This window comes from Bacillus cereus group sp. MYBK101-2, assembly GCF_051918845.1.
GTDB lineage: Bacteria > Bacillota > Bacilli > Bacillales > Bacillaceae_G > Bacillus_A > Bacillus_A paranthracis.
Genome location: NZ_JBQAIE010000016.1, coordinates 15,437 through 37,917 on the forward strand (window position 1 = coordinate 15,437; position 22,481 = coordinate 37,917).

The following is a 22,481-nucleotide window of genomic DNA, read 5'->3' on the forward strand; positions in this document are numbered from 1 at the left end:
CATCATATAATCCATCAAAAAAATTGATACCTTTTTGGAGGAATGATACGTGGACATAAAAGATTTAACTGTATTTTACGAAGTCGCGAAGGAAAATAATATTTCTCACGCAGCAAAAAATTTGAACTACGTGCAATCAGGCGTAACGATGCGTATGAAACAACTAGAAAATGAATTAGGTGTTCCTTTATTTTACAGAAACGGAAAAGGTGTAACTTTAACTTCTAACGGTGAGATTTTATTAACATATGCCAAACAAATTATCCACTTAATGGATCAATCTATAAAAGCGATTCAAAGTAATGGAACTGAACCAAAAGGCACTTTAAAAATTGGGTGTACAGAATCTACAACTGCGGTAAGGCTCCCCTCTATATTAACGGCCTATTATGAGAAGTACCCAGAAGTCGAATTGATTTTAGAAACAAATACGACTGAACAACTAATTAAGCTTGTATTAGAGCGAAAACTAGACGGAGCGTTTATAGCTGGCTCTACTCAGCATAATGAACTTCATACAACTGTATTTCGTGAAGAAGAATTGGTTCTCATTAGTAAAAAACCTCTATCCTCTCTTACAGACATAGAAGATATGAATTTACTCGCTTTTAGTCACGGGTGTTATTATAGAAGTTTATTAGAAGACTGGCTTCAAGAAGTGGGGACCTCCCCTAAACGAGTATTAGAATTTGGAACAATTGAAGCGATACTTGCATGTGTAAAATCAAGTATGGGCGTAGCGATTATGATGAAATCAATTTTAAAGGAGCATGAACATGACGTATCATTCAATCCTTTACCAAATAGCTTCAAAAAAGTTCCTACTACTTTTATTACTAGAAAAGATATATTTCGCTCAGCTGCATTACAAAAATTTATGGAGATGACTCACAATGCATGAAAAGAAAATACGTGGGATGAAACGAAAAACAAACGCTATGATAAAACAAATTGAGGAACATACAAAAACGTTCCCTTCTACTTTCTATAACGATGAATATTGGTATATGCCTTTACCAGTTTCTCAAGCTTTTATCGAGTCTCATAAAACACCTAGAAAAGTAAAACGATTATGTATACAAACCTTATTAAATCAAGCAAACCATTTAATAAAAATAAAACCGAGCGATACACATACATATCGAGTTGTTGTTTTCATTTCTATAGAAAGTTTGTGGAATTCGCAAATGATTATATTTAAAAATGAAAGGTACTTTCATAATTTCCTTAATAGAAATAGTGAATTTCAAAAGTGGATCCCTCTTTCAAATGAGTCTGAGTTTTGGGAGACATGGGGAATTTCAATTTTCTCTACTTTCCAAACGTTTCACTTTCAAGAAGTCATTTATGATGAGGATGCAATCGATAAAAAAGAGATTTGGTTTATTGGAGAGTTATCTTAAAAGGGGTACTTTTAAATGAAAAGCTTCCCTTTTTCCACTTATTAAAATCGCCATATAATGAATTTGTCATTTTATTATATAGGAGGTTTTCAAATGGTAATACCTAAATATCCTGATGTCCCTACTCTTACGAAAAAACAAATCGATCAAATTACAGAAATGACTTTTCTAAAAGAAATAACACCACAAAAATGTGATGTCATTTTCGTTTTCGGCGGTTCTCACCCGGGCAATTGGCAAGCTCCTCTAGAAGCTTATCGAAAAGGTTTAGGAAATCAAATTATCGTTACAGGTGGTACTAGTTTACATGGCATGAAACATCCGAGCTGGAATTACGGGGATTTGTCAGAAGCAGAAGTAATTGTAAATAAATTAATGGAACATGGCGTACCAAAAGACGCTATCATGTTCGAGAAAAACTCTCTCCATTCTATCGCTAATGTAATGGAAGCGAAAAAGATTTTTGATTTTACAAAGATTAATCGGCTACTATTTGTATGCAAAAGTTTAGGCGCTGGTCGGCAATATCGAGTATTAAAAAAACATTTACCTAAAACTATTACGTGTATCCCATATACATTTGATACAAGTTTCGATGGTGAGTTTATAATTAATAGATATAATTGGATGGAAAATGAAAAAAGTCGCTCTATGATTTTTGGAGAATACTTGAGAAATGTTTGCTACGGTAGAAAAGGCGGTATTGAGCCGCCTGAAAAAGAAGTTCAAGGCTTAGAAGAATATGTATCCTACTACTATAATCTAGCATAATAGAAAAAGGTATACCAAAACGTCGGTATACCTTTTTCTCCTATTTATTTTTCTTTTAACACACTATGTAATCGATCAGGATAATTTGTAAACATTCCTGTAGCACCCCATTTCATTAACAATCTCATATCTGGTTTCTCATTAATTGTATAAGGATGAATTAGCAATCCATTATTTCTAGCCATTTTCATATATGACTCATCAATAATTAGTTCTCCGTTATCATTACGTAAGTTCGGTCCAATACCAACTGCATATTTTTTAATTTCTTGAAAATCTTCATTTGTTACACTTTTCGGTTCATGTGTAATGCCAGACCATTCAACAATCTCATTGTTTTCATTTGGATAATACCAAAGCAGTTGAACTAACGGAATATTTTTATTCATACTATGAATCTTTGTTAAACTATCTTTACTAAATGATTGAATCATCACACGGCTAGAAGACATGTTTTGACCTATTAAATTATATTTTTCTAATAAAGCTAATAATTTCTCTTCCATTCCTGGATACACATCTGGTGATTTTGTTTCAATGTAATACTTCATACTTCTTCCGTACTTTTGGAAAATTTCTTCAAGAGTCGGAACTTTTTGACCAACGTACTCTTGCTTAGCCTTTTCTGGATAAGCTTTATTAAACCAAGATCCTGCATCTAAGCTCTTTATTTCACTTAACGTTTTATCTCGTACTTCACCTGTTCCATTTGTAGTGCGGTCAACTGCTGTATCATGCATTGCAATTAATTGGCCATCCTTAGTTAATTGAATATCTAACTCCAAATAATCCGCTTTCATTTTTTTCACTAAATCATAAGAAGCAAAAGTATGCTCAGGTGCATGTCCACTAGCTCCGCGATGTGCAATATTTAAAAACTTATTCTTATTCCATTCATGCTTCCCTTCTGCTTTCGCATGAACAGCTCCCCCAACAAAAATACTTCCCGTCATAAAGAAAATAACTAATACGCTAATAATTTTTTTCATCCTTTTAACCCTTCCTACGTTGTAAATTTCAACAAGTTAATGAGATTTACACGAAATAGAAGATATACTTTCATTATTTTTATAAGCTTATATTAAAATTCCAATCTTACAAATACAATTCTCCTATGTTATTACTATACTATTTATTTTGCATATCCCTCCTATTCACATGTAACTTCCTATTGATCACATTTCATCAATAAAAAAAGCCATAAATTATTTAGAGGACACTTCTGTATCCCTAAATAAATTTATGGCTTATCTCAAATATCTCCGGCCTCGATTAACTTGTCGAAATTAATCATACCAAACCTATTAAAATTTGTGAATATTATTTTTTCAGTACGGTAAAGCTTTAATCAGTATAAGTTATATATCTATCTTATACTAATTAGTATTTGAACACATCGAATTTTTCCGAACAACCCGATTCCTATCTAACTTCTTTAATTTCCATTCATACAAGATAAAATTCTATTGTCATTTGACATGATATTTACGTAAATCTAGGCTTTACTTAATTACAAATTCTTAATTTCGTATATCCTTTCTTGCAAGTTTAGGTTTCTTTTGAGAATGTGGTATATTTACATGTCCCGAAGCAGCCACGGATTGTCTCCTTTCCTTCCTTGACAATTTAGGTTTCTTTTGAGAATGTAATTCTTTTAAATGTCCCGAAGTAATACCTTGTTTTCTAAAATCAAAGTAAAAATATACATGTGTACTTAGAGCTAAGAACACAACGGAAAAAAATGAGAAGAGAATGATTAATAAAATAGCCATAGCCTTTTGGCTCAAAATTCCAATACTAATTTGACCAATCATATAACCTAAACTTGAAAAAAATACAATTTTAGGGATTTTTACATTTTGATCCGTTGTCCCTCTTAAGCGGGCTGTAAAATATTTAATCCAGAATAATTCAGATTTATAAACAATTAAACTATATGCAATAAGCGATAAAATAAAAAATAAAGGCGACTCTATTTTTACGAATTCGTAAGCTAACTTTTGCACAGCTATAAAACTACAAAATGAAATACTAAATGAAACAAATCCAGAATATAGTAAATGTTGCAACTGAGGCTGCCGGGGCTTATAAATGGAAACCCAAATCCCCCATAGATTACATATCACATAAAATGGTAAGGCTACGTAGGAGTATATATTGAACGGTGGAAATATGAATAAAATGATAAGTAGCATAAAATTCATGATAACCCACATAAAGGCCCCTACTACATTCCTTATATCAAATGGTATTAATATTCGTATACAATTCACTATGTTGTTGCCATTATATTTGTCCATTATGCATCCCATCCATTTCCTTCCTCTTCAAATCAACATATACCCATATATATACTCCAGATATACTAAGCACAACAGCAAATAAAGAAAAGACTAAAATTAAGACCGTCGCTAAACCGTTTTGTGATAATGTACCTATACATATTTGTCCAATAATATATCCCAATCCTGATACATACACAATTGGAGAAATTTTTATATTATCATTTTCTTCATTGTTTAATCGCCTTAAAAAACTTTTCATTCCAATAGAAATCAATTTATAGTTTGTAAGAATGTAAAGCACAAAAGTAACAATAAAAAACAGAGGTGTTTCAATTTTAATAAAAGTATATGCAATCTTTTGAATCACTATAAAGCTTCCAAAAGAAAAAGTTATTCCCATAAATCCATTATATAAAATGTGTACCAGCCTTAGCTCATTTGGTTTATAAAAAAATACCCATACTCCCCATATATTAGCAATGAAAAGAAAAGGTAAAATTATATATAAGTATATAGTAAAGGTTGGAGGAAATAAAAATGGAGTTAAAATCATAAAATTAATAACTACCCATACCATAACGACACTCGATCTTACACTGCCAGGCATCAATTTCTGAATAATTTGTTCCGTGCTCTTTCCGTGGTATTTTTCCATATTAATCTCCCAAAAACTAAAAAATTTTATCTAAAGCTGCTCCAATTCCAGTTTTAACTTTATCTTTTATCGAATCCTGTTTACCATCATGATTCCAATCACCTTTGTTAAATTTGATTCCATCAGTTACTATACTAGCTCCTATAGAAACACCAAAGCCAATACAAGCTCCAGCAGCAGTTCCGATTGGACCTCCCCAAAAAGTTCCAACCAATGCACCTGCTTTGGTTCCCGCAAAGGCACTTACAGCAGTTGTACCAACCCCCATTGCTGCATAGCCTAAAGCACTTGTTTTTAATTTTAATCAATCTTTAAGAAATTCTTTTGGTGATAAAATATGTCTTTTTACATCGTCTATTTGCTTTACTTCGGCTAGAGGTAATGTAGTATGTAATCTCTAGGAAATATAATACAATAAAAAAATGATTCAATCTAGTAATTGCCAACACTTATAACTAAAAACTAAAAAAATTCTAATAACAAAAAAGAAAGAGAATTAATTTGCATATATTTTTATAATAATAATGTCTCTTCACTACACAATCTTTATTTTTCAAACTAAAAAAATAGAAGTATCGTCCTATAAAAGACAATACTTCCTTAGTTACTTAAAAATCACATAATAAATTACCCATTACCTCTTCAAGCACTACATCTAGATTTACTACCTCTTTTTCCGAGCGCCATCCTATAAAACCATCTGGTCTAATTAATACAGCTCCTCCATTCTCTATTCCATATAATTTGCTAAAAATATCTTCTTGAGCAATAAAGTCTCCCCTTAAACCAACGCTATAAAATTTTATATTTATTCCTAATGTAGATGAAACATTCTGTACACACTCAGCCCAAGTACGATTTTCTGCTATAGTAAGTAATACAAAATCGTTACCTAATAAATCAAGTATTGAAATTTCTTTCCCATCATATGTTCCAAAAAAGTGTGGCGCTCGCGTTCCAGGTCTCCCGTTCAACTTTACGCTATCCATTCTATGTGGAGTGACTGAGTCATCTATAATCGCCTCTGAATAATACTGATATCCAACTGTAACAGCTAAACCATCCATATTATTCAAACTGCCTTCCTCTCTATTCGCAGCACGGAACAACAAACTACTCGCATACTCTGTCGTTAATTTTGCAACAGGATATCTCTCTTCATGATATGTTTCTAACAGTTTTGGTTTTGCCTTTCCTTTTATAACAGCCGCCAATTTCCAGGCTAGATTGTGTGCATCTTGTATTCCTGTATTGGAACCAAACCCTCCTGTCGGCGGCATAATATGTGCAGTATCGCCAACTAAAAAAACGCGATTATCTTGAAATTTTGTAGCAGTACTTTCAGTCGCTTCCCACGGTAAAACACTTACTATTTCTGACTCAACATTTGTGCTTCCAATTGCGGTTTGAATAATTTGTTTACAACGTTCCATAGTGAAATCCTCTGGTCTCTCTCCTTTTAATGGATCATAGGATACATGGTAAATCCATCTTTTTTCGTTATCGACTGGAATGAGCGCACCCAGAACTTCCGGATGAAGTACCATAGTAAAACCAAATGCATCTCCTTGTATAAACTCACTTAAATCCGCTTCAAAATAAATATTCATATAATAGCCACCGATTGTACCTCGTCCCTCCGCACTTATCCCTAGCTGCTCACGTATTTTACTTTTTGCCCCATCTGCTGCAATTACGTAGTCACAATGTATGACACTTTCTTTTTCTGTTTCACGATTTCGAATCGTTGCGATTACTCCTTGCTCATTTTGTTCATAAGAAACTAATTCATGATAAAAAGATAATTCTCCGCCTAATGTTCTCGCTTCTTGTAACATGATCTCTTCTAAAGTAATTTGATAACAAGCAGTTTGTTTTGATGGACTAATCTCTTCTATTTTCTGAAGTAACTTTTCATCATTTTCATACTGATTCGCCCTCATTTGTGCCAATTCTTCCTGATTCGCCTCAGCTATTGTATGAACCGCTATTCTTCCTCGGCAATTTTCTAACGCTTTACCCGCTGATCTAATTCTTTGTTCTAAACCTAATTCTCGAAATAACTCCATCGTACGAAAAGTAATTCCACCTGCTTTTGGATGAATTGCAGTAGACGGATGCCTTTCAATAAGTAAGTACTTAATGTTATATTTTGCAAGGAATAACGCAGATGCTAATCCTGATAATCCCCCTCCAACAATTAAAACTGGTACATCATTCGATTCCATATATTTATCCTCCACATCATTGTTCTGAGCTCAGTGACATAAATATAATCAAAAAAACAACAAAGATATAGACTTATATTTCATTTTAAATTATCATATAGATAGATTACGCCCCAAATTACTTTTACTTTTTCATACATCTATAATCTGCTTGAATTATGCATGTATGAAAGAGTAAAACGAAACAACTCACTTTAAAATAATAAAAACATGATAAGCGGTCGTACCCTATAAGTTATTCAGGGTACGACCGCTTATTTTTTTAAAATCCTTATCTTTTCTCATCTGTAAATAACATATCATTAAAGTCTTTTCTATCCTCTACCATTTTCAACTCATAAAATTTCATTCGTCTCGATTTTCTTTCCCAATATTGCAGCTCATACAACAATCATGTAGCATTACCGTATCGATGTAATGGTTCATCATCTTAAACCTTTCGACTAACTCATTGGAGGTAAAGTGATTGAAATGAATAAACAAGAACAATTAAACGTTATAAAAAAAGATTTTATTGATTCTCAAAAAGTATTATTAGCAATTGGCGATGAAACACGTCAAGCTATTTTGTTAGTTCTCATGGAAACAGAATGTCAAACCGGATTACGTGTAGGTGAAATTACGAAACAAACACACCTTTCTCGACCAGCGGTATCACATCACCTTAGAATTTTACGAGAAGCCGGTATTATTTTAATGCGAAAAGAAGGTACAAAAAACTTACTGCACTTGAAAAGAAGCATAATGCTCAATATTCATTTTTATTTATGAAGCCAAGCGGAGATCAGCTACGCACTATTGCAAACTATATTGAAGCCGGCAAAATCAAACCGGTAATCGATCGCGTTTTCCTTTTTGAAGATGCGCAAAAAGCAATGGAATATTCAGAGGCTGGCAGAGCAAAAGGAAAAATAATCGTAAAAATTAAGTAATAATAAAACCTCCATTTTCTTAAAATGGAGGTTTTATATTTGTTGTTAAATAGACATAGTGCACTGAAGTCCTTACAATAGATTGCAAGGGGAAATATCATATTATACTTTTAGCTAATTTTACAAAGAATACATACGTACACATACATAATAAAAAAATAAACAAGGAGGAGATAAAATGACTAAAAATAATGAAGCAGGTTGGAATTTAGACAATAGTTATGCTACTTTACCACATTCATTTTATACAGAAATCCCCCCTACTCCCGTAAGTTCACCGGAGTTAGTTAAGCTAAACCATTCACTTGCGATATCTCTTGGCTTTAATCCCGAAGAACTGAAGAAAGAAACCGAAATTGCGATTTTCGCCGGTAATGCACTACCAGAAGGAGCTCATCCATTAGCTCAAGCATATGCCGGTCATCAATTCGGACATTTTAATATGTTAGGCGACGGTCGTGCGCTTTTAATAGGTGAACAAATTACTCCTTCAGGTAAACGTTTTGACATTCAGCTGAAAGGTTCTGGCCCTACTCCGTACTCACGACGCGGTGACGGTCGTGCTGCACTCGGTCCGATGCTACGCGAGTATATTATTAGTGAAGCAATGTATGCACTTGATATTCCAACTACTCGCAGTTTAGCAGTTGTCACAACAGGCGAGCCAACATATCGGGAAACAAAGTTACCTGGAGCCATTTTAACTAGAGTCGCTAGTAGTCATATACGTGTTGGCACATTTCAATATGCTGCTGCTCGTGGTTCTATCGAGGATCTCCAATCACTAGCTGACTATACGATAAAAAGGCATTATCCAGAAATTGAAGCTCATGAAAACCGATATACTGCATTACTACAAGAAGTCATTAAAAGACAAGCAAGTCTTATCGCAAAATGGCAACTTGTTGGATTTATTCACGGCGTAATGAACACTGACAATATAACGATTAGCGGTGAAACGATTGATTACGGTCCTTGTGCATTTATGGACAATTACGACCAAGGAACTGTATTTAGCTCCATTGATACACAAGGTCGCTACGCATATGGAAATCAACCATATATGGCCGCATGGGATCTCGCGCGACTAGCTGAATCTTTAATACCAATCCTACACGAAGATGAAGAAGAAGCATTAAAGATTGCTCAAGACGAAATTTCAAAATTTAGCGTACAGTATGAAAACCAGTGGTTCCTTGGAATGAAAAAGAAATTAGGACTATTTAGCAACGAAGAACAAGATCAATCACTTATTGAGCAACTTTTAAAAATGATGGAGAAATTTAAAGCGGATTACACAAATACATTCCGTTCATTAACTCTTAATACGATCGAAAATACAGCTCTATTTGAAAATCCTGAATTTAAAGACTGGTACAAACTGTGGCAATCTCGATTAGAAAGACAAGAAGAATCGAAAGACAATGCCTACGAGATGATGAAAAATAATAACCCATCGATTATCCCAAGAAACCATCGCGTAGAAGAAGCACTAGAAGCTGCTGTTACAAATGGCGACTATAGCGTAATGGAGAAACTTCTTGAAGCTCTAGCAAATCCTTATGCGTATTCTACAGATCAAGAAGAATACTGCGTTCCACCTGCGCCTACGAATCGTCCTTATCGTACTTTTTGTGGGACTTGATTGTTTAATATGTAAAAAGGTGTGTTTATACAAATTGTGTGAACACACCTTTTTTATATTTTCCCCTCTCAACTAGAACTTTAAAATGCACTTCCCCCGATTCCTTTTCTTTACTCCAAAACAAAAACCTAACTATTCCAATAGACTTACTCATGAGCTTATTAAACAAATATTGAGAAATAAAAATTACATTTCTAAATATTGTTATTTTTGATAATATATTTTATAAGAATATTCAAAAAGCGAGGGGATTTCATGAACGTTCAACTACAAGGTAATGAACAAATTACGAAATTATTTAATGATTGGTATTTAGCTATGCTTAAACAAGATGTGTCTCAGGCGACAAACTTAAAGCATGAAATTGAGGAAAAGGAACTAAACTTTGCAGAAGATGAAAACTTAGCATTATACTATTCTCTACTAGATTTTCGTTTCAAAGTTTTAACTGATGGTTTAAGCATCACAAAAGACAGTTTCAATAAAATAGATTCTTACGCGATTTCACCTAATCACCAACTTTCTTACTACTATCATTTATTTAAAGCAATTCATGCTACTTTAACAACAAATTATAATTTAGCAAGTGAACATTATGAAAAAGCTGAAAAGCTATTAGTTAATGTTTCAGATAAACTAGAGGAAGCAGAATATAATTACCGATTCGCTATCTTTAATCAACATTTTTATAAACCTATTGATGCAATTCAGCAAGCAACAAAAGCTAGAAATATTTTCATGACTGAAAATGGGTTTGAGATTAAGTTAGCACTTTGCGACAATATAATAGGTTCCTCATGTGTATTTCTAAAACAATATGAACAAGCAGAGGAAAAATTCAATTCTGCTCTTTCAATTTTACAAAAACTAAACGAAAAGGATTTAGTTTTAAGCGTTCGCAATAATCTAGGTTGGCTCTATGCAAGTCAAAACCTGTCTTCTCTAGCGATTCGACATTTATCAGAGGTAACAACCAAAGTGCCTACACACTTTAAAGCACTCTTTTTACAAGCCAGAGAGCATTATAAACTTGGTGAAATAAACATTGCTGAAGAACTTATTAAAAAAGGATTGGAAGTTTGTACAGAACTAAACAATGTTGAATATATACTTCATTTTAAAATTTTAAATTCCCTTAACAACAATGAGACAACTGAAGATCTAGAAAAGATTATTCTTGAAGGAATTACGTATTTCGACAAAGAATCTTTATATAACTACACTCAAGAATATTCAGAGAAATTAGCAACTAAATTTTATGATGAAAATAATCATGTGAAAGCGAGTGAGTATTTTCATAAAGCGTTACAAGCAAAAGAAAAAACGTTTGAGAAAGGAGCTCTAAAATGATTAAAAAAATTTGTTCTGTTGTTCTAGGACTGTCTGTTATCGGTATTATTTCTATTGGGATAAATAGTTCTTTTACATATCAAGCAAGTCACGCCGATCTCCCTGCACCACAAAGACCTGACCTTGTTCAATCCGTTGACACAAGTAAAGACTACAATCCAACAACAACTGAAAAGACACTTTAAAAACAAAAGACCTTCAATTTAGAAGGTCTTTCGTTTTTTAAAGCACTTATTTAGTTAATGTATTCGCATATTTTTTCATATCCAAATGGTAGTACCAATGACACTAAGCAACCCATCACAATGGAAGCACTGGATAAAAGGATAAATTTCCGAAATGATATATCATTCCTCTTGTACCCAGTAAAACAAGCTTTTATTATAACAAAAACACCCATCATTATGATAATAGCTGAAAAAGTAGCTACTAAAAACACTTCCATTTTGTTTCCTCCTATAAAACACCCTAACTTTAATTTTACCATTAAATGAGAATAACATAAATAATCTCTTTCTTCATACAGGGGTTCACTATATGCCTCCGACGGGATTCAAACCCGCACTCCTTTCGTTTAGCATAGGCTAAGGGGAATACGCTTCCCTACGGAATTTCACCGACAGGAATTCCACCTGTCTCAGCTTATTTGCTTTTCGGTGCTTCTGAAACCTTCGCCTTGCGATCCGGTGCGACATGTTTTCCGGCGCTCTTCCCTTCTAGAGCTACGGAGGCATTTTCATTTTAGTAAAAATATATTTTCTACAAAATTAGCAAATTACCTTTATTTCACTGAACTCATTTTATTTCTTTCATCAACTCCGCAATCCCCCTACTCCCCTCACTCCCAACTTTCTCAAGTTCCCCCACAACTAATTTCCGTCTTTCCACAGAATGATTTTGACTTAACTTCGCTTTTCCTTCTATTTTATTTATCTTTACTTTGAACCCAACTATTCCCTTACTTAATCCTCCCATATAATTCGGATCTACATCATTAAGTGAGTAGGTGCTCTCTGGATCTTCATATTTATGTACTAACTCTTGAAGAGAATTTAATAATTCCTGTTCATCCTCAACAATTTCTAGTTCTCCATATACATGCACTGCAACGTAATTCCATGTTGGTACTGCATTGTTGGTTTCATACCATGATGGCGATATGTAACTATGTGGCCCTTGAAATATAGCAAGCACATGTTGATTCCCACTATCTTTCCACTGTTCATTCGGACGTGCGAAATGACCATGTAAAGTTAGAGTCTCCCTATTTAATAACAACGGTAAATGCGTTGCATATGGTTCCCCGTTATGTTGAGAAAATAATGTTGCAAAGCTATTTTGTTCCATTATCTCATACTTCATCTTTTCATCTTCTATTGCGAAATATTTTGGTACGTACATAAGCTCCCTCTTTTCCGGTCTTTTCTATTTTATTTCCTATTATATTTAGTAATCGCATCAATCAACAGGGACAGTTTGCCATTATTTTATAGTGGCAGCTTTCAATTTAAAAAGAATAGGCCGCATATACTCAATGCGACCTTAGTTTATTTTTTCCAATATATTTGTAATAAATGCCGTCTTACCTTCACTATAGCCCGCTCTATTTTTCGACTCTCTTGCTAACTCTTTCTTTAAACTCCCATATTCAACAGCAACGTCTTCATGTTCACGAAGGTAATCCCGAAACGCTATATGTCTTCTTAGTTCTTCACTTTCTTTATCACACACATACAAATGATGTTCCATCCAAACTGTACTTTCTTCACTCCACGGAACGAAAGCATCCTTTCTACCAAACGCCTCTCTTCCTTTGAAGCTCCAGTCTGCTTGATGGTAATACCCTATCGTTTCAAGTCTTTTTACTACTTCAGGAAAAATTTCATAATCTTCTATTACTATATCAATATCTAATATTGGTTTTGATACAAGTCCTTTAACAGCTGTACTTCCCACATGTTCAACAGACAAAACAAGTCTTTCCATTGCATTGGTAATAATAGTTTGTAATTTATTAAATTCATTTTCCCATTTGATGTTATATTCTTCGATAGTAATTCTTTGTTTCAATGTATCCCTCTCCTCAAAAACCATTATAACCTTTGAATATGAGTATCCTTAAAATCAGTCTCATATTTCAATCCATATCCAAACATTCGATCCATTCCAATATGCGCTGTCCATATTAGTCCAATCATTATAACGGTATCTACCTTAAAGTAGACACCTATGATAGCTATTACTATCGATATAATATATGTGTGAAAAATATTATAAATTTTAGCACCGATTTGATTATTTATCCCGTACGCTAACATTGATAAATCCGGGGCTAAAAGGAATACAAAAAATATAATCCAACTAAATTCATATATCGAATATGCATAAATCGCGGCTACGAAAATAACCAGTCCTTCAAAATGTAAAATACGTTTTTGCATTCTTTATCATTCCTAGTTTTCTATATTTATTGATACATTTTCATCACTGAAAGTATTCTTTGCATTTTTTGACCAGATGGTTGCTAAAATCGGCCCTGCAATATTATGCCATACTGCCGCTAATACACTTGGAAGTGCAGCCGCTGGTCCAAAATGTGCTGTTGCTAGCGCAACACCTAATCCTGAGTTTTGCATTCCTACTTCTATTGAAATAGCTCTTCTTGTCCCTTCGTCTAGTCTCAGTACGAACGCTGTTATATATCCGAGTAAAAAGCCAAATGCATTATGGAGCATCACTGCAATGAAGATAAGCAGGCCTGAAGAAGTAATGCTACTTACATTCGCTGAAACAACTGCAGAAACAATAATGATAATTGCTAAAACTGATATTAACGGAATAACAGTCATCCCTTTCGTAACAGTTTTCGGGAAAAACTTCTTCACTACTAATCCTAAAATAATAGGTAGGATAATAACTTGTACGATAGAAAGAAACATAGACATAGGATTAACCGGCATCCATTGTCCTGCAAGTAATAATAAAATAAGAGGTGTAGCAATTGGTGCTAGTAACGTTGATAATGACGTCATTGCAATAGACAGCGCTAAGTTCCCTTTTGCTAAATAAACCATAACATTTGATGCAGTGCCACCCGGTACTGAACCGAGCAACACTAGTCCAGCTGCTAATTCAGCTGGCAGATTCATAACGTAGGCTAGTACGTATGCGACAAGTGGCATAATAATAAACTGAGCACATACACCGATAATAACTGGCAATGGTTTTGTAGCAATGATCTTAAAATCAACAGCCTTTAATGTTAATCCCATCCCAAACATTACAACCCCGAGTAAAATTGTTATGTAACTAGTTAACCCAAGAAATGGTCCAGGAATGAAATATGCAATAGCTGCAATACAAATAACCCAAAATGCAAAATACTTTCCAGCTATATTACTTATCGCTTCTAGTACTTTCACCCAATCATCCCCTATCCTTCAGCTGAAAAACTTTATTCGGATTCAAAATATTTTGTGGGTCAAGAGCTTTCTTTATTTTTTCCATTACGAGTAATGCCGCCCCATGTTCTTCTTCTTGATACTTCCGTTTTCCGATTCCAACACCATGTTCTCCCGTACACGTTCCACCTCGTTTAAGAGCATATAAAACGATACTTTCATTTATTTCGTCCGCCTTTTCCACTTCTTCTTTATTGTTTGGATCAACCATTAAGAGTACATGGAAATTCCCGTCTCCTACATGGCCAAGAATACCACCAACAAGACCATTCTTTTCTAACGTCTCTTTCGCATGTTGGATTGCACCAGCTAATTCTGAAATTGGTACACATACGTCTGTACTCATAAGCTTTTTACCAGGATAGCTATGAACGTAAGAATATGCTAGATTATGCCGTGCATCCCATAATTTATTTCTGGCCGCAGTTTCTGTTTCAAAAGCAACTTCTTTACATTTATGATCAAAAACAATTTCCTTCGTGAATTCAATATCTTGCTTTAGCCCTGCTTCATTGCCATGAAATTCTAAAAACAGTGTAGGTTCTTCTCTGTAACTTGTTTCATTATAATGATTTACTTGTTTCATAGATAATTCATCTACAAGTTCAATTCTCGCAATTGGAATACCCGCTTGCAATATGTTAATAACAGCTTCTACTGCATCATTTATAGTTGGAAACGATGCTCTCGCGGCCATAACATGCTCTGGTATGCCGTATACTTTTAATGTTAACTCTGTAAAGCATCCAAGCGTACCTTCTGATCCTACGAAAACACCATTTAAATGATAACCTGATGATGACTTCGCTGCTAAATTCCCAGTATGTATTACTTCTCCATTAGCAAGAACGACTTCTAAATCACGAACTTGATCACGCATAACACCATACTTCACGGCTGTCGTTCCACTCGCATTTGTAGCAGCCATTCCCCCTAACGTTGCATCTGCCCCTGGATCTACACTAAAAAACAAGCCGTATTTCTTCAATTCTTTATTGAGCTGAGAACGAGTCACTCCTGGCTGTACTTTCACCAGAAAATCTTTCTCTCTTATTTCAAGAATTTTGTTCATTAATGAAAAATCAACCGTAATTCCTTTTTCATAAGGAATTACATGTCCTTCTAAACTAGAACCTACCCCAAACGGAACGACGGGTGTCCCGTGCTCACTCGCTATTTTCATTATCGTGCTAACCTCTTCTGTCGTTTTCGGAAAAACTACTACATCAGGTAAACTACTAGCATGATAAGATTCATCTTTACTATGTAACTCTCTTACTGTCGTATTCACAACTACTCGATCGCCGGGAAGTACACCCTTTAATTCATTTACTAAACGCTCTACTGTTATCTCCATCGTACATTCTCCTACTTTCTATAAATTAGAATTACAAAATATGTTAAGTGTTTTATACATAATAATCCGAAAAATTAAATAATTCAAGTTTTATACATATGCAATTCGTTTCATACTGTCGAATAAACAAAAAGAACTTGCAATACCTATCGCAAGTTCTTTTCTATAAAACTACATTTTAAACGACTTCTTTATTAACAACATAAACCAAATTAAAGTAAATGCCATCAGCGAATGAGAAAACCCAACAATATAAGTTAACCCTTTAAAGTCCGCTCCATTTAACTGAAGAAGCCCTCTTGCTGCCAATGAACCTAACATTAATATTAATGCGATATTATGTACAACAAACCACTTATTAAAACTTTTCGCTTCATGAAACGCGAATACTTTTGCTAATCCTAAAGCAATTAAAAAGAAGAAAAAGCCGAGTACAAGTGTATGTGTATGTAAAAGGTTTAACAAAGTAGATCCTACAATTCCTTTATACTTTCCATACTCCCTAGCGAAAATCCCTGATAATAAACCGATAATCAAATACGTAAACGATGCATTATATAATTTCTTCATTATGTACCTCCTTGAGTAGAATGTGTAGTGTGTCATATTTAGTAATAATGATAGTTATATAGTAAAAACTCCTAGTCACCTAGGAGTCATTGTATAAGCATCTCACTCTTTACAATCAATTCTAATTATAAAATATCCCTTTATACAAAACAAACGAACTTTATGTGAACAATCCGGGCTCTTGTAAAATATGTTGCGATTTTGTATTACACAATCCATACTAATGATTATAAATGTTAAAGGTGGTGCAGTAGATTGTGATAGTTCTTGAAACGGAACGACTCGTTCTTCGCTGGTTTCATCTAAAAGATGCTCCATTTATTCTCGAGTTAGTAAACGATCCTGCATGGATTCAGTTTATCGGTAATAAAGGAGTTAGAACCTTGGAAGACGCAACAAATTATATTGTAAACGGACCAATCGATATGTATAACAAACTTGGATTTGGTCTTTACTTAGTAGAGCGAAAAGAAGATCTCACTCCACTCGGTATGTGTGGTCTTATTAAAAGAGATTCATTAGAAGATGTTGATATCGGCTTTGCCTTTTTAGAAGAATTCCGTTCAAATGGATATGGCTACGAGTCAGCTTCTGCTGTAATAGACTACGGTGTACAGAACCTAGGTCTGAAACGAATTGTAGCAATTACTACTATTGATAACATCCATTCAGGAAAGCTTTTAGAAAAAGTAGGATTGCAGTTCGAAAAGATAATTTCAGACTCAGGAGAAGATTTAAAATTATTCGGGTATAACGCGTAAAAAAGATTTTGAAAGAAAAACCCTTGATTTGTCTACGCTAAGCAGAAAATCAAGGGTTTTATTTATATTCTAAGAGGCGTAATGATCCAATAGAATGCTCTTCAATATGTAAATCTGTTTCGTGATGTAGTAAACCATCAATGACATGAACGGCATCCCTAGCATTCGAATTAATCACTTTTGTATGAAAGCTAGAGAATTGATCACTCATAAAGCAATAAAGTGAAACTTTAATTAGTGGGGGTTTTTTTCATCCCCCACTGATTATTAGCCTTCACCAACCGGACTTTAATGGTAGCACCTTTACCTGTTCCGTGATGTGGATTTGCGTCTGCATGTAAAGATGCCCCCCCCATTTGCATGCCCATCCCATCTGAAGACGAAGTGGTACCATCTCCCCAATAAGAAGCTAAATCTAGTTGGTGCTGGTAATTTACTAATGTTGCTTGTGCCTTGTTCATTGAATCTTCACCACTCGTTTTTTATCGGACTTCTTTTTACTGTACTTTTATTTTCTTTATGAGTTATTAGAAAAATAATTGTCTATATAAGTCTTTATTTTTTCAAAATCCTTTTCCATAAATAAGTTTGCGGGTACTTCAATTATTGGAAGATTATTTTCATTATCAAAAGGTGGACACGGTTTGGGAACTACCAAATAGTCAACTGAGTTTTTATCCCTAATATAATTAATCGAAACATCATAATACTCAGAAAAATATTCCTTCAAATCATCCTGATTCCTTAAAAATGGTAGAGAAAATATTGAACCATAATTTATACCAGCGTCGACAATTAATACAAAGCATATTTTTTTCATGATACACCCTCCTCGTATAATAAGTTTTAAGTTAATAACTGTTCCTTGAAAATTAAATAGTTTTTATCTTCAAGAGCTACATCAAAAAAATGATGTATGGGTAAAATTTAGTCTTGGATACCAGAGGGTTCACCTAAATAATGGAAGTGCAGAAATGGATCCATCGGGAATATGCTTACTCCTCCTGTAGTTCGAGCACGTTAAAAGACTGCGACCCAGACCAAAATGCACTACATACGCACAAGCTGTATCGGTTTCCTTTTTCATTATATTCAATTAAATTATATCATTATTTTACATAAATTTACAGACTTTGTTTTTTATTTTATTGGTAAACTTATGCTTAGCATGAATTGGAGTGCTTTGGATTGAATTAGCGGTGCCTCGTCAACGTTGTACACAGTGCAATTATACATTTACTTTCGATTACGGGTTAGGGTTGATTCGCTCTTCAACAGCCTCATTTCGTCGTGAAATTGTACAGCGTTGTAAGGGGCGCGCTTTGTCAGATGTTGCCTGCGAATATAACTTGCCTTACACCACGGTAAAGCGCTGGTTTTATTGGTATGCACCTGAACAATTCCATGATGAAATAGCTACTCGAATTTGTGTAGATGAGTTTGCGATTCGTAAAGGGCACACGTATGCAACAAGTGTGCTAAATGCAGATACAGGGCGTATTTTAACTGTCGTTCCAAATCGTAATCAAGAGGCAATCGAAACAGGCAAAAAGACAATTAGGTGATTGGATAAAACGCTATCAATTCCATGTTTGCGGTGCGGTTGCGAAAATTGTGAAAAGCTTCGTATTACGTGAGAAAGCGATGCTCGATACAATTGTGTCACCTTTATCCAATGGAATCATGGAGGGAACAAACAATAAGATTAATCTTATCAAACGGCGTGGGTTTGGCTACAGAAATGATGACCATCTTTTCTTGCGCATTCGCTTAGAAACAGAACGTTGATTTTATCAACCCCATCTTTTGGTGATGATCCTTTCATATCGCATTTTTGGTACTTTATAGAAATAATTCTTCCGTTTATAAATTTATTATATTAATATATTAAATAAAGAGGTGAGAATAAATGGGACAACCACTATTTTTATTAGTTCTTCAATTCATTACATTTATATTAATCATTTGTATCTTATATGGAATCTTGTATAATGTCGTATTGAATTTAAATATGCCTAAATGGACTGCACATATGGTAGCTACGTTATTTTCTCTTGGTAGTGCCTATCAAGCTTTTGTAAATTTTTTTGTATAACACGCAACAAAAAGGTCGCCACTCACGGCGACTTTTTTACTATTTCACTTCTACCGTATAATTCCCTGTTCCCCCGCCATACTGATACACATGTAAATAATATTTCCCTGGATACGTGTAGTAACTTCCTACTAACTTATTTCCTTCTTGCTGGGCATACGTAACATAATTATTTAAATCTGCTTCCGAATAAAGAACCCAATTTACTCCAATATTATTTTCCTTCGTTACATTAATTTGCAGGTTTTTCGCCGTTTCCACATTTATTTCAAAGTAATCACTCGTATCACCGTTTCCTAAACTAGCACGTAAAACTTGATTGAATTGCAGTTTATTTGCTGTCTGGAATGAGTTATTCGGCTCTTTTTCTACACTATTATCTTCTTTCTTTTGAACCGTTACATTCGTTGTAACAGTATTCGTTAACCCTTTATCATCTGTTACTGTTAATTTTGCCGTATATGTTCCTTCTTTTGTGTATACATGAGTCGGATTTTGTTCATTACTTACAGTACCATCACCAAACTCCCATTTATAAGCAACAATTTTTCCATCTTCATCTTTCGATCCATCGCTTTTAAACGAAATTGCTGCATTTACATTTCCGCTATATGGGCCGTTTATAACCGCAACTGGCGCTTTATTCACAGCGCCTTCTTCTGTATTAATACCATGGAATACAACATCATACTCAAATTGTCCTGATGCATTCACACGATAATTCACGAAGTACGCTGTTACTGTTTTATAGCCTGTCCATTCTTTTGCACTTAAACGTTTTAACGTATCATTTACGTTTTGTGTAATTGATTTCCAGTCTTCATATTCTCCTTTTGCAGTCGTACCTGTATATGTTCCTTGTAGTGTAAATGTATGAAAGAACTGTGATTTGTTTTTCTTAACCGATACATTACTTAATTTTGCTTCTGCTGTAATTTCTGCTGCAATATCTGAAACTGGTTTCGGTGCGTGCGTCGCTAAATAATCATCTGATACTAATGGAACATTATATTTCTCACGGTTATCTACTAACATTTGCATATAGTCTTGATACTCTTTATTTAAATTCGCATCTTTACTTAAAGCAGAGCGGTATGCATCATATGCTGTTACATCATTTTTTCTAATAAGATCATGAATTTTGTCAAACATATCATATCTCTTATTGTACATGTACGATTGTAAAGCGAAGGAATAATTATAGAAATCCCACGTCCCATACTTTGCATTTAACGTTCTCTCTGCCGTATAACGGTCTGCTGGATTTGAAGATATTCCTCCTATAATGCTCTTTCTCGGTACAACATTATCTGTTCTCGTTGCACCTGCAAAAAACTCCGCATTCCCTTCTTCAAACCAAGATAATCTCTCATTCTCATACATCTTCCCTTGTCCCCAAAGTCCTGGCACTTCATATCTACCTTGTAAATAATGCGTGAACTCATGTCGGAACAATTCTTCCAAACTATAAATGCTTTCTTCTGGCGTACGTTCATAAGTAAAGAACGTACCTGTTCCTTCTATATAAAGACCGCCGTTATTCGTTTCATACCCGTATAATTGACGGTTAAATTGATATTCAGCTGGGCTATTATAAATAACCATCGTTAATACATCATCAGGATTGCCTTTTTCTAACGGCTGGTCACTTTCAACCGTACGATGGAATTGTGCCTTCACTTCTTTTGCCGCCCAATATAGACGTTTTACTTTTTCCTCAGTCACCTTATCTCCAGCTTTTAACACAATTGCTCCATCATCGAACGTATACGTTTTCGGTAAATATTTTTTCTTACCATCTTCTCTTATTTGATCTAGATCAACCACTTTACCATTCGCATCTTTCCCGCCATAATTCGTCGCAATTTGCTCAGCCGCTACGAAATATTGCTCTCCTAAATACGGATACATTTTCATTGCGTCCGTTACAACTTGCAACCCTTTCGTTCCTGTACTATGGAACGTACCAAGTCTACCTGTATAATAAATACCATTATTAATTAACCAACCATTTTTCGCTGTCACCGTTCCAATTAAGGCAAAACGACTTAATTCATTAATATAGCTATCAATTTTTTGATACCATATTGTATCTTTCGGTGCTTTTCTCGTATCGTACAAATACGATTGAATATCGTAATCAACACCTTGCATAATATCGTAAATCGTATTTCCAGCTGAAAGATTATCTACCAATGTAGAAAAATTATCATTATATTGTTTAAAAATCTTTGCAGCTGATGTGATCGTTTCCACATCACTTGAAGCATTTCCAATTAATTTTCCATATGATGAGACAACTCTATTTTGTTCTAACGTACCGAGTTTAAAATTCGGGTTATTCGCAATCGTTTTTAGTGCAGGTAAGCATTTATCATGATAGCTTCGCTCATTTAGTTTACTTAATTCTGTATGATAAAATCCTAAATAAAAACCAGATCGTAACACCTCTACTAAAGTCTCAATCCCTTTTGAATCATCTTTCGTATAAGCTTGTCCTTGCTGGTTCAATTTATCAATAATTACCTGCATTCTACTATCATTTTGATAGAATGCAAGACTATCCTTATTAAACTGAAATAGCCCAGTAATTTGCTCCCAATCAATTGTTACAAGTAAGTCCACTAACTGCTGATCGCTCAATTGATTTAATTCAGCAATTGTATACGTTTTCGCTACAGCTAATTGCTTACTTTCCTTTTTCACTTCAGGCGGTCTTTGTGACAAATCAGCAAATTGTAGCCTTTTCTCAAAAGACTTATTTTCCAACACTTTTGATGAATGAGCTAATTCTTGCACTGGTAATTGTAAACCAATCGGCTCCATTTTGAGCACATTCCGGTATGAAACTTGCTCTCCCTTTGTACCTTCTGCCAATGCGTCCCCTTGAAAACTCCCTAATATAAAACTAGCAAAACTTACCCCTACTAACACTTTTTTTGAATAGCCTTTCATGCTCTCCCCTACC

At 34.4% G+C, this 22,481-nt stretch carries 24 protein-coding genes and 3 pseudogenes; 12 read left to right on the plus strand and 15 right to left on the minus strand.

The window, feature by feature from the left end:
• Nucleotides 1-49 precede the first annotated feature (49 nt).
• From ACTFSI_RS22990 to ACTFSI_RS23000, 3 genes are all read left to right on the plus strand, one after another.
• Complete coding sequence (locus ACTFSI_RS22990) at nucleotides 50-901, plus strand: LysR family transcriptional regulator (RefSeq protein ID WP_242261549.1); 852 nt, start codon at nucleotides 50-52, stop codon at nucleotides 899-901.
• Nucleotides 894-1,403 (plus strand): DUF3916 domain-containing protein, encoded by a 510-nt coding sequence (locus ACTFSI_RS22995; RefSeq protein ID WP_044793311.1) that lies wholly within the window; start codon nucleotides 894-896, stop codon nucleotides 1,401-1,403. The genes ACTFSI_RS22990 and ACTFSI_RS22995 overlap by 8 nt, the downstream gene beginning before the upstream one ends.
• A 93-nt stretch (nucleotides 1,404-1,496) precedes the next feature.
• Nucleotides 1,497-2,174, plus strand: a complete 678-nt coding sequence (locus ACTFSI_RS23000) for a YdcF family protein (protein WP_044793313.1) — start codon at nucleotides 1,497-1,499, stop codon at nucleotides 2,172-2,174.
• A 44-nt stretch (nucleotides 2,175-2,218) separates the two neighbouring features.
• Here ACTFSI_RS23000 and ACTFSI_RS23005 read toward each other — a convergent pair whose 3' ends face one another.
• The 5 genes and pseudogenes from ACTFSI_RS23005 to ACTFSI_RS23025 all read right to left on the minus strand — a co-directional run bounded on the left by ACTFSI_RS23005 (nucleotide 2,219) and on the right by ACTFSI_RS23025 (nucleotide 7,342).
• Nucleotides 2,219-3,163 (minus strand): glycerophosphodiester phosphodiesterase, encoded by a 945-nt coding sequence (locus ACTFSI_RS23005; protein ID WP_044793314.1) that lies wholly within the window; start codon nucleotides 3,161-3,163, stop codon nucleotides 2,219-2,221.
• A gap of 531 nt (nucleotides 3,164-3,694) precedes the next feature.
• On the minus strand, nucleotides 3,695-4,486 hold the full coding sequence (locus ACTFSI_RS23010; RefSeq protein WP_044793315.1) for a hypothetical protein: 792 nt from the start codon (nucleotides 4,484-4,486) through the stop codon (nucleotides 3,695-3,697).
• Nucleotides 4,461-5,114 (minus strand): hypothetical protein, encoded by a 654-nt coding sequence (locus ACTFSI_RS23015; protein ID WP_000417234.1) that lies wholly within the window; start codon nucleotides 5,112-5,114, stop codon nucleotides 4,461-4,463. Before ACTFSI_RS23015 ends, ACTFSI_RS23010 begins: the two co-directional genes overlap by 26 nt.
• Nucleotides 5,115-5,130: 16 nt before the next feature.
• Nucleotides 5,131-5,502: pseudogene (locus tag ACTFSI_RS23020) on the minus strand (type VII secretion protein); the annotation flags it as partial.
• Nucleotides 5,503-5,722: 220 nt separating this feature from the next.
• Complete coding sequence (locus tag ACTFSI_RS23025; protein ID WP_440045662.1) at nucleotides 5,723-7,342, minus strand: FAD-dependent oxidoreductase; 1,620 nt, start codon at nucleotides 7,340-7,342, stop codon at nucleotides 5,723-5,725.
• Nucleotides 7,343-7,804: 462 nt separating this feature from the next.
• Between ACTFSI_RS23025 and ACTFSI_RS23030 the strand changes: the two genes are divergently transcribed.
• The 5 genes and pseudogenes from ACTFSI_RS23030 to ACTFSI_RS23050 all read left to right on the plus strand — a co-directional run bounded on the left by ACTFSI_RS23030 (nucleotide 7,805) and on the right by ACTFSI_RS23050 (nucleotide 11,454).
• Complete coding sequence (locus tag ACTFSI_RS23030; RefSeq protein WP_000571884.1) at nucleotides 7,805-8,113, plus strand: ArsR/SmtB family transcription factor; 309 nt, start codon at nucleotides 7,805-7,807, stop codon at nucleotides 8,111-8,113.
• Nucleotides 8,056-8,274, plus strand: a pseudogene (locus tag ACTFSI_RS23035) (zinc-binding dehydrogenase); the annotation flags it as partial. The gene ACTFSI_RS23030 and the pseudogene ACTFSI_RS23035, both read left to right, overlap by 58 nt.
• Before the next feature lie 178 nt (nucleotides 8,275-8,452).
• Nucleotides 8,453-9,919 carry a protein adenylyltransferase SelO gene (locus ACTFSI_RS23040; protein WP_044793320.1) on the plus strand — a complete coding sequence of 489 codons (1,467 nt, stop codon included), beginning with the start codon at nucleotides 8,453-8,455 and terminating at the stop codon, nucleotides 9,917-9,919.
• A gap of 255 nt (nucleotides 9,920-10,174) precedes the next feature.
• Nucleotides 10,175-11,269, plus strand: a complete 1,095-nt coding sequence (locus ACTFSI_RS23045; RefSeq protein ID WP_044793321.1) for a tetratricopeptide repeat protein — start codon at nucleotides 10,175-10,177, stop codon at nucleotides 11,267-11,269.
• Nucleotides 11,266-11,454 carry a Phr family secreted Rap phosphatase inhibitor gene (locus ACTFSI_RS23050; RefSeq protein WP_000591731.1) on the plus strand — a complete coding sequence of 63 codons (189 nt, stop codon included), beginning with the start codon at nucleotides 11,266-11,268 and terminating at the stop codon, nucleotides 11,452-11,454. Before ACTFSI_RS23045 ends, ACTFSI_RS23050 begins: the two co-directional genes overlap by 4 nt.
• A 50-nt stretch (nucleotides 11,455-11,504) precedes the next feature.
• Here the strand turns inward: ACTFSI_RS23050 and ACTFSI_RS23055 are convergent, their stop codons facing one another.
• The 7 genes from ACTFSI_RS23055 to ACTFSI_RS23085 all read right to left on the minus strand — a co-directional run bounded on the left by ACTFSI_RS23055 (nucleotide 11,505) and on the right by ACTFSI_RS23085 (nucleotide 16,657).
• On the minus strand, nucleotides 11,505-11,714 hold the full coding sequence (locus tag ACTFSI_RS23055) for a hypothetical protein (protein WP_044793322.1): 210 nt from the start codon (nucleotides 11,712-11,714) through the stop codon (nucleotides 11,505-11,507).
• 350 nt (nucleotides 11,715-12,064) lie between these two features.
• Nucleotides 12,065-12,670, minus strand: a complete 606-nt coding sequence (locus tag ACTFSI_RS23060; RefSeq protein WP_440045663.1) for an FMN-binding negative transcriptional regulator — start codon at nucleotides 12,668-12,670, stop codon at nucleotides 12,065-12,067.
• A gap of 141 nt (nucleotides 12,671-12,811) precedes the next feature.
• A complete protein-coding gene (locus ACTFSI_RS23065; protein WP_440045664.1) occupies nucleotides 12,812-13,339 on the minus strand; it encodes a GrpB family protein in 528 nt (175 codons plus the stop codon).
• 23 nt (nucleotides 13,340-13,362) lie between these two features.
• Nucleotides 13,363-13,710, minus strand: coding sequence for a DUF4260 domain-containing protein (locus ACTFSI_RS23070; protein WP_138321404.1), 348 nt, complete (start codon nucleotides 13,708-13,710; stop codon nucleotides 13,363-13,365).
• A 12-nt stretch (nucleotides 13,711-13,722) separates the two neighbouring features.
• A complete protein-coding gene (locus tag ACTFSI_RS23075) occupies nucleotides 13,723-14,691 on the minus strand; it encodes a bile acid:sodium symporter family protein (protein ID WP_440045665.1) in 969 nt (322 codons plus the stop codon).
• Between the two features lie 4 nt (nucleotides 14,692-14,695).
• Nucleotides 14,696-16,087 (minus strand): FAD-binding oxidoreductase, encoded by a 1,392-nt coding sequence (locus tag ACTFSI_RS23080; protein WP_440045666.1) that lies wholly within the window; start codon nucleotides 16,085-16,087, stop codon nucleotides 14,696-14,698.
• A gap of 171 nt (nucleotides 16,088-16,258) precedes the next feature.
• On the minus strand, nucleotides 16,259-16,657 hold the full coding sequence (locus ACTFSI_RS23085) for a DUF2871 family protein (protein ID WP_044793331.1): 399 nt from the start codon (nucleotides 16,655-16,657) through the stop codon (nucleotides 16,259-16,261).
• 257 nt (nucleotides 16,658-16,914) lie between these two features.
• Here ACTFSI_RS23085 and ACTFSI_RS23090 point away from each other — a divergent pair, with 257 nt between their 5' ends.
• On the plus strand, nucleotides 16,915-17,418 hold the full coding sequence (locus ACTFSI_RS23090; protein WP_265153409.1) for a GNAT family N-acetyltransferase: 504 nt from the start codon (nucleotides 16,915-16,917) through the stop codon (nucleotides 17,416-17,418).
• Nucleotides 17,419-17,512: 94 nt separating this feature from the next.
• On the opposite strand, the pseudogene ACTFSI_RS23095 reads toward ACTFSI_RS23090, so the two are convergent.
• Together ACTFSI_RS23095 and ACTFSI_RS23100 are read right to left on the minus strand one after the other, a co-directional pair.
• Nucleotides 17,513-17,888, minus strand: a pseudogene (locus ACTFSI_RS23095) (Tn3 family transposase); the annotation flags it as partial.
• A gap of 47 nt (nucleotides 17,889-17,935) precedes the next feature.
• Nucleotides 17,936-18,238: a hypothetical protein gene (locus ACTFSI_RS23100; RefSeq protein ID WP_070806633.1), complete on the minus strand. Its 303-nt coding sequence runs from the start codon at nucleotides 18,236-18,238 to the stop codon at nucleotides 17,936-17,938.
• A gap of 358 nt (nucleotides 18,239-18,596) precedes the next feature.
• Here ACTFSI_RS23100 and ACTFSI_RS23105 point away from each other — a divergent pair, with 358 nt between their 5' ends.
• From ACTFSI_RS23105 to ACTFSI_RS23115, 3 genes are all read left to right on the plus strand, one after another.
• Nucleotides 18,597-18,983, plus strand: a complete 387-nt coding sequence (locus ACTFSI_RS23105) for a transposase (RefSeq protein WP_440045667.1) — start codon at nucleotides 18,597-18,599, stop codon at nucleotides 18,981-18,983.
• Between the two features lie 4 nt (nucleotides 18,984-18,987).
• Complete coding sequence (locus ACTFSI_RS23110) at nucleotides 18,988-19,206, plus strand: transposase (RefSeq protein ID WP_440045683.1); 219 nt, start codon at nucleotides 18,988-18,990, stop codon at nucleotides 19,204-19,206.
• Nucleotides 19,207-19,327: 121 nt separating this feature from the next.
• The gene (locus tag ACTFSI_RS23115; RefSeq protein WP_044793338.1) at nucleotides 19,328-19,513 is read left to right on the plus strand and encodes a hypothetical protein; all 186 of its coding nucleotides are present in this window, start codon (nucleotides 19,328-19,330) and stop codon (nucleotides 19,511-19,513) included.
• Between the two features lie 39 nt (nucleotides 19,514-19,552).
• On the opposite strand, the gene colA is transcribed toward ACTFSI_RS23115, so the two are convergent.
• The gene (colA, locus tag ACTFSI_RS23120) at nucleotides 19,553-22,468 is read right to left on the minus strand and encodes a collagenase ColA (RefSeq protein WP_440045668.1); all 2,916 of its coding nucleotides are present in this window, start codon (nucleotides 22,466-22,468) and stop codon (nucleotides 19,553-19,555) included.
• Nucleotides 22,469-22,481: the final 13 nt, after the last annotated feature.